Source organism: Streptomyces iconiensis, assembly GCF_028657195.3.
Classification (GTDB): Bacteria; Actinomycetota; Actinomycetes; order Streptomycetales; family Streptomycetaceae; genus Streptomyces; species Streptomyces iconiensis.
In genome coordinates, this window is record NZ_JANCPR020000045.1 from 68934 (window position 1) to 79419 (window position 10486).

The 10486-nt window shown below is 72.4% G+C and carries 8 protein-coding genes; 5 read left to right on the plus strand and 3 right to left on the minus strand.

Going from position 1 to position 10486, the window contains the following annotated elements:
* Positions 1 to 237 precede the first annotated feature (237 nt).
* The gene (locus tag NMN56_RS33465; protein WP_274046253.1) at positions 238 to 1311 is read left to right on the plus strand and encodes a S1 family peptidase; all 1074 of its coding nucleotides are present in this window, start codon (positions 238 to 240) and stop codon (positions 1309 to 1311) included.
* A 190-nt stretch (positions 1312 to 1501) separates the two neighbouring features.
* On the opposite strand, the gene NMN56_RS33470 is transcribed toward NMN56_RS33465, so the two are convergent.
* Both NMN56_RS33470 and NMN56_RS33475 read right to left on the minus strand, forming a co-directional pair.
* Positions 1502 to 2539, minus strand: a complete 1038-nt coding sequence (locus NMN56_RS33470; protein WP_274046254.1) for an aspartate-semialdehyde dehydrogenase — start codon at positions 2537 to 2539, stop codon at positions 1502 to 1504.
* Positions 2540 to 2707: 168 nt separating this feature from the next.
* Positions 2708 to 3367, minus strand: a complete 660-nt coding sequence (locus tag NMN56_RS33475) for a TetR family transcriptional regulator (protein WP_274046255.1) — start codon at positions 3365 to 3367, stop codon at positions 2708 to 2710.
* 126 nt (positions 3368 to 3493) lie between these two features.
* Here NMN56_RS33475 and NMN56_RS33480 point away from each other — a divergent pair, with 126 nt between their 5' ends.
* Together NMN56_RS33480 and NMN56_RS33485 are read left to right on the plus strand one after the other, a co-directional pair.
* Positions 3494 to 4258, plus strand: coding sequence for an SDR family NAD(P)-dependent oxidoreductase (locus tag NMN56_RS33480; RefSeq protein ID WP_274046256.1), 765 nt, complete (start codon positions 3494 to 3496; stop codon positions 4256 to 4258).
* A 72-nt stretch (positions 4259 to 4330) separates the two neighbouring features.
* Positions 4331 to 4813: a GNAT family N-acetyltransferase gene (locus tag NMN56_RS33485; protein ID WP_274046257.1), complete on the plus strand. Its 483-nt coding sequence runs from the start codon at positions 4331 to 4333 to the stop codon at positions 4811 to 4813.
* Positions 4814 to 4858: 45 nt separating this feature from the next.
* Here NMN56_RS33485 and NMN56_RS33490 read toward each other — a convergent pair whose 3' ends face one another.
* The gene (locus tag NMN56_RS33490; protein WP_274046258.1) at positions 4859 to 5650 is read right to left on the minus strand and encodes an HAD family hydrolase; all 792 of its coding nucleotides are present in this window, start codon (positions 5648 to 5650) and stop codon (positions 4859 to 4861) included.
* 187 nt (positions 5651 to 5837) lie between these two features.
* Between NMN56_RS33490 and NMN56_RS33495 the strand changes: the two genes are divergently transcribed.
* Both NMN56_RS33495 and NMN56_RS33500 read left to right on the plus strand, forming a co-directional pair.
* Complete coding sequence (locus tag NMN56_RS33495; RefSeq protein WP_274046259.1) at positions 5838 to 9425, plus strand: DNA polymerase III subunit alpha; 3588 nt, start codon at positions 5838 to 5840, stop codon at positions 9423 to 9425.
* Positions 9422 to 10420, plus strand: coding sequence for a DNA polymerase Y family protein (locus NMN56_RS33500; RefSeq protein ID WP_274046260.1), 999 nt, complete (start codon positions 9422 to 9424; stop codon positions 10418 to 10420). Before NMN56_RS33495 ends, NMN56_RS33500 begins: the two co-directional genes overlap by 4 nt.
* Positions 10421 to 10486: the final 66 nt, after the last annotated feature.

Consider the following 10486-nt stretch of genomic DNA (forward strand, 5'->3'; position numbering starts at 1 on the left):
TCCATATGCCGGGACGACATGCGACAGGCCGGGACGTTCGGCCTCTTGACGCGGTGACCGAACTTCCGGTCGGCTGACGTGATCTGGACCTTGTGGGTTCACCGGCGTACTCGCCATACTCAGCGCGACGAGTTGGCATGGACGCGATGACCTCGTGGGTAAGAGGCACGTGTCCGTACTTCCTCCGGGACCGCTCTTACTCACGGGCGGCCCCAACCCCCCACTGGAGGTTCTGAGTTGAGACACCAGCGAAAGATATCCAAGCGGCGCATCCTCCTCGCGGGCGCAGGCGTCGCGGCGCTCGCCGCGGGCACGCTCACGGTCACGACGGCCAACGCCACTCCGGAAGCCCCCACCGTCAAGAGCCTGTCGTCGACCTCGGCATCCAAGCTCGCCTCCTCGCTCACCTCGGACATCAAGGGTGACGCGGGCGCCTACTACGACGCCAAGGCCAAGAAGCTCATCGTGAACGTCACCGATGACGCGGCGAAGGACAAGGTCGAGGCCGCCGGTGCCGAGGCCAGGGTCGTCCAGCACACGATGGCCCAGCTCTCCGGCGTCAAGGACGCGCTGACGCAGAAGGACGTCACGGGCACCGCACGCGCGGTGGACGTCAAGACCAACAAGGTCGTCGTCACCGCCGACAAGACGGTCAAGGGCGCCAAGCTCGACCAGCTCAAGCAGCAGGTCAAGGCACAGGGCGGCAAGGCCGAACTGAAGCGCACCGCAGGCAAGTTCACCACCAAGATCGCCGGTGGGGACGCCATCTGGGGCAGTGGCAGCCGCTGTTCGCTCGGCTTCAACGTGACCAAGGACGGCAAGCCCGCCTTCCTGACGGCAGGTCACTGCACCACTGCCGTCTCCTCCTGGTCCGACAGCCAGGGCGGCCAGCCCATCGCCGAGAGCGGCGACGGGAAGTTCCCGGGCAGCGACTACGGCATCGCCATCTACAACGGCGACACCGACCACCCGAGCGAGGTCAACCTCTACAACGGCAGCAGCCAGGCGATCTCCGGCGCGGCCGACGCCGAGGTGGGCCAGAAGGTCACCCGCTCCGGCAGCACCACCCAGGTGCACGACGGCACGGTCAAGGCCGTGGACACCTCCGTCAGTTACCCGGAGGGCACCGTCGACGGGCTGATCCAGACCGACGTCTGCGCCGAGCCCGGCGACAGCGGCGGCTCCCTCTTCGCGGGCGACAAGGCCCTCGGCCTCACCTCGGGCGGCAGCGGTGACTGCTCCTCCGGCGGCGAGACCTACTTCCAGCCGGTGCCCGCCGCGCTGGAGGCGCTGGGCGCCGAGATCGGCTGACACCGCTCACGGCAGACGGGCCGCTCAGCCGGTCGTGCGTCCACAGGTACGAACCGGCGCTCCGTGCACGATGAGCACGCGGTAGCCCCCCACAGCGGAACCCCCGGACACTGTCCGGGGGTTCCGTGGTTCTCCGCCCCTTCTTTCCCACGTGGGGAAGAAGGGGCCTTCAGGTGAGGGGAGAGTCGCGTCAGCGCTTCTCGGCCGCCACCAGTTCCGCGATCTGTACGGCGTTCAGGGCCGCGCCCTTGCGGAGGTTGTCGTTGGAGAGGAAGAGCGACAGGCCGTTCTCGGCCGTCTCGTCGGCGCGGATCCGCCCGACGTAGCTGGCGTCCTTGCCCGCCGCCTGGAGCGGGGTGGGGATGTCCGACAGCTCCACGCCCGGGGCACCGGCGAGCAGTTCGGCCGCGCGCTCCGGGGCGAGGGGGCGCGCGAAGCGGGCGTTGACCTGGAGCGAGTGGCCGGTGAAGACGGGCACGCGTACGCAGGTACCGGCGACCTTCAGGGCCGGGATGTCCAGGATCTTGCGGCTCTCGTTACGGAGCTTCTGCTCCTCGTCCGTCTCGTTCAGCCCGTCCTCGACGACCGAGCCGGCCATCGGCAGCACATTGAAGGCGATCGGCCGCTTGAACTTGTCGGGCTCCGGGAAGTCGACGGCCTCGCCGTCGAACGTCAGCCGTGCGGCGTCGCCCTCGATCGCCTTGCGCGCCTGGCCGTCCAGTTCGGCGACACCGGCGAGGCCGCTGCCCGAGACAGCCTGGTAGGTCGAGACGACCAGGGCCGTCAGCTCCGCCTCGTCGTGCAGCGGGCGCAGCACCGGCATCGCGGCCATGGTGGTGCAGTTCGGGTTGGCGATGATGCCCTTGGGGCGGCGGCGCGCTGCGTCCGGGTTCACCTCGGAGACCACCAGCGGAACCTCCGGGTCCATGCGCCAGGCCGAGGAGTTGTCGATGACGACGGGGCCCTGAGCGGCGACCTTCTCGGCGAGGGCCCTGGAGGTCGCCCCGCCGGCCGAGAACAGCACGATGTCCAGCCCTGAGTAGTCGGCCGTCGCCGCGTCCTCGACGGTGACGTCGCCGGGCTTCTCGCCCTGCCACGGGATCGTCCGCCCGGCCGAGCGCGCCGAGGCGAACAGCCGCAGTTCTTCGACCGGGAATTTCCGCTCGGCCAGAATCTCGCGCATCACAGTGCCGACCTGGCCCGTGGCTCCGACGATCCCGATCTTCATGGGGCTCCTTCTGCTGATCGTGCGGCCCTTTCCTGTGTGACGGCCGCACTGGTCTGTGCGTTCTGCTTGTCCCGCCGGGGCCCCCTACCCTGCACGGCGGCGGATACGGGGTGCCAGTCCTTTGATTTCGGTCACAGCCCCGTGACCGGGGAGGCCAGGCAGGTACGGCTACGCGCGGGGCGTGCGCAGACCGGCCGTGAGGCCCCGTAGACAGCGTACGGCGAGCGCGGCCGGACCCCGTTCGGCGTCGTCGGGAGCGGCGTCCGTCGCCGCCCAGGTCTCCATCGCCAGGCGCATCGCGGCGTTGGCTGCTGCCGCGGTCAGCCGCACGTCCAGCGGGTCCGTGCCCTCGCGTACGAGCGCGGTCAGTACGGGGACCAGCGACTGCTCGGTCTCCGCGTGCACACGGAGCCAGACCGAGCGCAGCGCGGGATCGCCCGGCACGGCGCGCAGCAGGCCCCGGGTGCTGAGCAGAGCCTCGGCCTGCGCCTCGGCGTGGGTGCCGGCGGGGGTGAGCGCGGCGCGTACGGCCTGCTCCAACGCCTCCTCGACGGACAGTTCGGCAGGGGCTGCGGCCAGGTCGCCGAGCCACTGGCGCACGCCACCGGTCAGCAGCGGGGTGACCGCCTCCTCCTTGGTGCGGAAGTAGCGGTAGAAGGTGCGCAGCGAGACGCCGGCCGCCTCAGCGATGCCCTCGGCCGTGACGCCCGCCGCGCCCCGTTCCGAGAACAGCTCGGCGGCGCGGCGGGCGATCTCCCACTGGGTCTCGGCCTTGCGGCGCTCGGTGAGCGTAGGGCGTTCGGTGCGGGGTGAGGGCGCTGCGGACATACGGGAAGCGTACGTCAGGTCACGCTCCGGAGTGCACGACAAGCCGTTATGGCACAACGTGCCACTAAGGCGTACGGTTGCCATCAGGCGCCCCAGGGCGCAGGGCAACCAGAAAGGGAGCACCCCATGAACCGCTTCGAAGGACGCAAGGTCCTCATCACCGGAGCCGGCTCCGGCATCGGCCAGGCCACCGTGCTGCGCGTCCTGGAGGAGGGCGGCCATGTCGTCGCCGCCGACATCGCGGAGGCCGGGCTGGACAAGACCCGCGCGCAGGCGGCCGAGGCCGGCACCGAGGCCCGCCTGTCCACGGTCACCGTGGACATCTCCGACGAGGAGTCCGTACGGGAGAACGCCGGCGCCGCGATCGGGAAGCTCGGCGGGCTGGACGTCCTCGTCAACGCCGCCGGCATCCTCGACTCCCGGCACACCGAGACGATGACCCTCGACTTCTGGAACCGGATCATCGGTGTCAACCTCACCGGCACCTTCCTGATGACGCGTCAGGCGCTGCCCGCGCTGCTCGCCACCGGCAAGGGCGTCGTCATCAACTTCAGCTCCACGTCCGCGAGTTTCGCGCACCCCTACATGGCCGCCTACGCCGCGACCAAGGGCGGCATCCAGTCCTTCACGCACGCCATCGCCTCGGAGTACAGCAAGCGCGGGCTGCGCGCCGTGTGTGTCGCGCCGGGCTCCATCTCCTCCGGGATGACCCACAACCCGGGGCTGCCGGACGACACCGACTTCGACCTGCTGGCCAAGCTGTCACCGGCGCTCGGCAAGGGTTTCGCGGGCCCCGAGACCGTCGCGGGCGCCATCGCGATGCTCGCCTCCGACGACGGCGCCTTCATCACCGGCACCGAGCTGCGCATCGACGGCGGCACCCACATGTGAGCGCCGGGGTGCGGTACGGAACGGTGGTACGGAACGCGGGGGCGCGGCAGGGGAGTTGTTAGCGTGCCGCTCATGAGTGGCACCCCGCATCCGCACCCGCACGCGCGCCCCTACGCCGTCCGTACCGCACGTCCCGACGACTACGACGCGATCATCGCGGTGGTCGACGACTGGTGGGGGCGCCCCGCGTCCCGCGACCTCACCCGGGTCTTCCTCGACCACTTCTTCGCGACCAGCCTGATCGCCGAGGAGCCCGACGGCGCGCTCGCCGGGTTCGTCGTCGGCTTCCTCTCGCCGTCCGAACCCGAGTACGCCTACATCCACTTCACCGGCGTCGCGCCGTCGCTGCGCGGCTCGGGGCTGGGCCGCGACCTGTACGGACGCTTCTTCGCCCGGGCCAGGGCCGAAGGGCGCACCGTCGTCAAGGCCATCACCTCTCCGGTCAACACCCCCTCGATCGCCTTCCACAAGGCCCTCGGCTTCACCGCCTCGGAACCGGTCCCCGACTACGACGGGTCCACGCTGGACCGTGTGGTCTTCCGCAGGGAGCTGTAAGGGCGCCGGGAGGACGGGGCCCGGGGAGGGGGAGTCGGGGACCGGTCAGCCGAGGATGGTGTGGACGGCGGCGGGGGTGTCCGTGAGGTCGGGGAGCGCGGCGGCGGCACCGGCGGCCAGCAGTGCCGCCGCCGAAGTGGCGCCGGTGGCGACCCCCACGGCGCGTGCGCCGTGTGCCGTGGCCGCCGCGATGTCGTGGACCGTGTCGCCGATGAGCACGGTGCTGGCCGCGTCGTAGCCGCGTCCCAGCCGGGTACGGGCCCTGCGCCAGGCGAAGGGGAGCAGGTCGGCGCGGTCGTGGGCGTCGTCGCCGAACGCGCCCGAGGTGAGGTCGATGTGCTCGGCGAGGCCGAAGACGGTGAGCTTCAGCCGGGCGAGGCTGCGCATGTTGCCGGTGAGCGCCGACTGATGGACGTGCGCGTGCCCCGCGAGCGCGAGGACCGTCTCGGCCGCGCCCGGCAGTACCCGTCCCGCCGCGGCGAGCAGGTCGGCGCGCGCGTGCAGTTCCTCGTCGAGTGCCGCGTTCAGCCGCGCGATGGTGCCGGGGTCGGCGGGCACCCCGTTCAGCAGCAGGGTCTCGGTGGCGATGGCCCGCTCGGTACGGCCCGCCATCCCCGCCACCGCGCGCGGCTCGTGCCCGATGACGCGGGTGAACGCGGCGGCGTAGGCGGTCCGGCTCACCCCGCCGCCCTCGATCAGCGTCTGGTCGATGTCCCACAGCACCAGCAGATCAGCGGCCGGCTCCCCGTCCAGGCCCCCGTCCGGTTCACGGCTCAGCTCTCCGGTCGGATCACCGGCCGGTTCCCCGCCGCCCCGCAGGTCCCGCTCGGTTCCCATGCCGTCCCCTGCCGCCGTACCTGTTCCTCCGGCTGCGCAGCGTAGCCGGGGAGTTCCCGCTGCGGCCAGGGTGCTGACCTGCGGGGATTCCTCTCACCCTGGCATTCGAATAGTAGTTCGAAATCTGGTTTATGGTGGGCACGGACAGCAGAAGAGGGGGTGCGGAAGTGACAGGAGGTGTGCGCCGATGGCTGGGTCGGCTGGGTTTCCGGCGGGGCCCGGGTTCACGCATCTGCATGTCGCCTCGGGCTTCTCGATGCGGTACGGCGCCAGCCATCCCGAGACGCTGGCCGAGCGGGCAGCCGAGCGCGGGATGGAGGCGGTCGCGCTGACCGACAGGGACACCCTCGCGGGCGCCGTACGGTTCGCGAAGGCGAGCGCGCGTGCCGGGGTGCGGCCGGTGTACGGGGTGGAGCTGGCCGTCGGTGAGCGGGCCGAGCGCGCGGGGCTTCCCGGCGCCGAGGGCGGCAGCCTGCGGCGCAAGGTGCCCGTCAGGGGCGGGGCCTTTGTCGATGAATCGGCCCAGCGTGCCGTCTTCCTCGCCCGCGACGGTGCACGCGGCTGGGCCGAACTGTGCCGCATGGTCACGGCGGCGCACGCGCACGTGACCCCGGGCAGCGGCGAGCGGCCCCTGCTCGCCTGGGAGGAGCTGCGGGGCGAGGCGCTGACCGTGCTGCTCGGCGCCGACTCCGACGTCGGCCGTGCCCTCGCCGCCGGGCGGCCCGACCGCGCCGCCAGGCTGCTGGGGGAGTGGCGCGAGATCTACGGGGACGCGCTGCGGATCGCCGTCACGGGGTCGGGACCGCTGCGCGAGGCCGCCAGGGCGCTGGGCCTGGCGGCGCAGGAGGGCGTCAAGCCCGTACTGACCAACGCGGTGCGCTACGCCGACCCCGGCAGGGGCTCCGTCATCGAGACCGCCGACGTGCTCGACGCGGCACGCAGGCTGGTGCCCATCGACCCGCGCAAGGGACTCGACAACGGCGAGCGCTGGCTGAAGGGCCCCGCCGAGATGGCCCGTACGGCCGAGCGGATCGCCGAGGCCGCCGGATACCGCGCGAACACCGCACGCCGGCTGCTCACCCTCACCGAGGAGACGGCGGCCGGATGCCGGGTGGACCCGGAGGAGGACCTGGGCATCGGCCGGGTCCACTTCCCCGAACCCTGGCTGGCGGACACGGGGGGACACACCGCCGTACGCGCGCTGCGCTCCCGGTGCGCCGCCGGGATGGTCGCCCGCCGCTACGAGCGGGACGGCAGGCGCTGGCGGCGGCTGGAGGACGAGCTGGCCGTCATCGAGGGGCTCGGTTTCTCCTCGTACTTCCTCACCGTCGCGCGCATCGTCGAGGACGTACGGGAGTTGGGGATACGGGTCACGGCGCGCGGTTCGGGCGCCGGGTCCCTCGTCAATCATCTGCTGGACATCGCGCACGCCGACCCGGTCGAACACGGGCTGCTGATGGAGCGCTTCCTCTCGCCGCGCAGGGCCGTGCTCCCGGACATCGACATCGATGTGGAGTCGGCCAGGCGCCTGGAGGTCTACCGCGCCATCTTCGAACGCTTCGGCGAGGAACGCGTCGCCACCGTCGCCATGCCGGAGACCTACCGGGTGCGGCACGCCATCCGGGACGTGGGCGCTGCGCTGGGCATGGACCCCGACGGCATCGGCCGGCTCGCCAAGGCGTTCCCGCACATCAGGGCGCGGGACGCGCGCGCAGCGCTGGCTGAGCTGCCCGAGTTGAAGGACGTACGGCAGGCCAGTCAGGCCGGGGAGGCGTACGGCGAGCACTTCTGGGACCTGGTCGAGTCGCTGGACGCGCTGCCGCGCGGGATCGCCATGCACCCGTGCGGTGTGCTGCTCTCGGACGCCTCGCTCCGCGCCCGTACGCCCGTCGTGCCCACCAGCGGCGAGGGCTTCGCGATGGCGCAGTTCGACAAGGAGGACGTGGAGGATCTCGGGCTGCTCAAGCTGGACGTGCTGGGCGTACGGCTCCAGTCGGCGATGGCGCACGCGGTCGCCGAGGTCGGACGGGCGAGCGGTGAACGGATCGAGCTGGACGCGGTACCGGAGGGCGACAAGGCGACATATGACCTCATCCGCGCCTCCGACACCCTGGGCTGCTTCCAGATCGAGTCGCCGGGCCAGCGCGATCTGATCGGGCGGCTCCAGCCCGAGAACTTCCATGACCTGGTGGTCGACATCTCGCTCTTCCGCCCGGGGCCCGTCGGCGCCGACATGGTCCGCCCCTTCATCGAGGCGCGGCACGGGAGGAGGGCGGTGCGCCTTCCGCACCGGGACCTGGAGCCCGTGCTGCGCGAGACGCACGGGGTGGCGATCTTCCACGAGCAGGTCATCAGGATCCTCTCGGTGATGACCGGGTGCGACAGGGGCAGGGCGGACGAGGTGCGGCGTGTGCTCAAGGACGAGGAGGAACGGGCGCGCGCGAGGATCTGGTTCCGCGAAGCGGCGGCGGCCCGCGGTTACGCGCCCGATGTCGTCGAGCGCAGCTGGGAGATCGTGGAGTCCTTCGGCTCGTACGGCTTCTGCAAGGCGCACGCCGTGGCCTTCGCCGTGCCGACCTACCAGTCGGCGTGGCTGAAGGCGCACCGTCCTGCCGCCTTCTACGCCGGGCTGCTGGAGCACGATCCGGGCATGTACCCGAAGCGGCTGCTGCTGGCCGACGCGCGGCGGCGCGGGGTGCCTGTGCTGCCGCTGGATGTGAACCGTTCGTCCGTCTCCTATCGGATCGAACTGGAGTCTGAATCTGGAGTGTGGGGGCTCCGCCTCGCGCTCTCCGAGGTCCAGGGCATCAGCGAGGCGGACGCGGCGCGCATCGAGGCCGGCCGGCCCTACGACTCCCTCGCCGACCTCTGGCGCAGGGCCCGCCCCTCACGCCCCGTCGCCGAACGCCTCGCCCAGGTCGGAGCGCTGGACTCCTTCTCGCCCGACGGCAACCGGCGTGACCTGCTGCTGCACATCGCCGAGCTGCACCGTGCCCAGCGCGGTTCCGGAGCACGCGAGGGGCAGCTCGCGCTGGGGGACGAGAACGCGCCCCCCGTGCCCGAACCCGCGCACCTGCCCGACCTGGACAGGCAGGAGCGGCTCGGCGCCGAACTCGGGGTCCTCGGCATGGACGCCTCCCGGCATCTGATGGCCGACCACGCCGCGTTTCTCGAGGAGTTGGGCGCGTACTCGGCGCGGGCGCTGCGCACGGCGAGGAACGGTGAGACGGTGCTGGTCGCCGGCGCCAAGGCGGCCACCCAGACCCCGCCGCTCGCCTCCGGGAAACGCGTCATCTTCACCACACTGGACGACGGCACGGGCCTCACCGACCTCGCCTTCTTCGAGGACTCGCACGCCGCGTGCGCCCACACCGTCTTCCACTCCTGGCTGCTGCTGGTGCGCGGCGTCGTCCAGCGGCGCGGGCGCAGCATCACCGTGACGGGCGCCGCCGCATGGGACCTGGCCGAACTGGTCGAACTGCGCCGCGAGGGCGGCCTGGACGCGGTCGCGGCCCGCCTCGCGGGGAACGGTACGGGCGGTGACGGTACCGGGGACGGTGCGGGAGCTGCGGGCGCCGGGGAAGCGGGCCGTACGGATGCGGAGGCCACGGAGGGCAGGGAGGCCACGGAGGGCGGGGAGAACCGGCGCACCATCGAGGTGGCGCCCGGGTACGAGATGCACCCCTGGGCCGATCTGCGCCCGGCGGGGGAGTCGGCCGGCTCGCCCAAGGCGCTCCGCAAGATGTGGCACTCCAGCCCGGGGAGCCCGGGATGAGCGGGGTCGCGGGAGACGAACCGCACGTGCTGTACGTCCACTTCGGGGCGCGGGCACGCGAGCGCTACGAGGAACTGCTCGCGCTGCTCGCCGACTTCACCCCCGTCGTCCAGGCGCTGCCACCGGACGCGGCGCTCGCCGACGTACGGGGTGCGCTGCGGTACTTCGCGCGGGACGCCGCGGGACTCGCGCGGCTCGTACGGCTGCGTGCGCTCGCCCTGCACGGCACCGACTGCACCATCGGCGTCGCCGCCACTCCGCTGCTCGCCCGGATGGCCGCCACCGCAGGTCCCGCCGGGCCCGGGACCGTACGCGTGGTGCGCCCCGAGGAGTCCGCCGGGTTCCTCGCCCGTAAGCCCGTCGCCGCGCTGCACGGGGTCGGTCCCGCGACGGCCCGTACGCTCTGCTCGTACGGGCTGGACAGCGTCGGCAGGGTCGCCGAGGCTTCGCCCGCCACCCTGCAACGCATCCTCGGCGCGGCCCCCGGACGGCGCCTGCACGAGAGGGCGCGCGGGATCGACCCGACGCGGGTCACGCCGACGGCGCCGGCGCGCACGGTCGGCGCGGAGCACCGCTTCGGGCACGACGAGCTGGACCACGGGCAGCGGCGGCGCGCGCTGCTCACCCTCGCGGACGAACTCGGGTTCAGGATGCGCGCCGAGCGGCAGGTGGCACGCGGGTTGAGCCTCACCGTCAGGTACGCCGACCGCTCGGCCACCACCCGTACCCGCACCCTGCCCGAACCGACGGCGCACACGCCCGCGCTGGCGGGCACCGCCTACGCGCTGCACGACGCGCTGGGCCTGCAACGGGCCCGGGTACGGTCCGTCACTCTGCGCGCCGAGGAGCTGACTGCCGCCGAACTCGCCGCGCGGCAGCTCTCGTTCGACGTACGGGAGGAGAAGGCGCGGCGGGCCGAGGCGGCGGCCGACCGCGCACGCGGACGCTTCGGCGCTTGCGCGGCACGCCCCGCAGGACTGGTGCCCCCGGCCTGAGCCCTTGAGTTCCCGTGGTGGCCGGGGGCGCCCGTGCTGCGGAACGTAGGGCGAGCTGTGGGGGCA

Bases quoted from the DNA above. Each gene is read 5' to 3' on its own strand.
- NMN56_RS33495 (WP_274046259.1), top strand. From the start codon at position 5,838: ATGGCTGGGTCGGCTGGGTTTCCGGCGGGGCCCGGGTTCACGCATCTG.
- NMN56_RS33500 (WP_274046260.1), top strand. From the start codon at position 9,422: ATGAGCGGGGTCGCGGGAGACGAACCGCACGTGCTGTACGTCCACTTC.
- NMN56_RS33480 (WP_274046256.1), top strand. From the start codon at position 3,494: ATGAACCGCTTCGAAGGACGCAAGGTCCTCATCACCGGAGCCGGCTCC.
- NMN56_RS33470 (WP_274046254.1), bottom strand. From the start codon at position 2,539: ATGAAGATCGGGATCGTCGGAGCCACGGGCCAGGTCGGCACTGTGATG.
- NMN56_RS33475 (WP_274046255.1), bottom strand. From the start codon at position 3,367: ATGTCCGCAGCGCCCTCACCCCGCACCGAACGCCCTACGCTCACCGAG.
- NMN56_RS33490 (WP_274046258.1), bottom strand. From the start codon at position 5,650: ATGGGAACCGAGCGGGACCTGCGGGGCGGCGGGGAACCGGCCGGTGAT.
- NMN56_RS33485 (WP_274046257.1), top strand. From the start codon at position 4,331: ATGAGTGGCACCCCGCATCCGCACCCGCACGCGCGCCCCTACGCCGTC.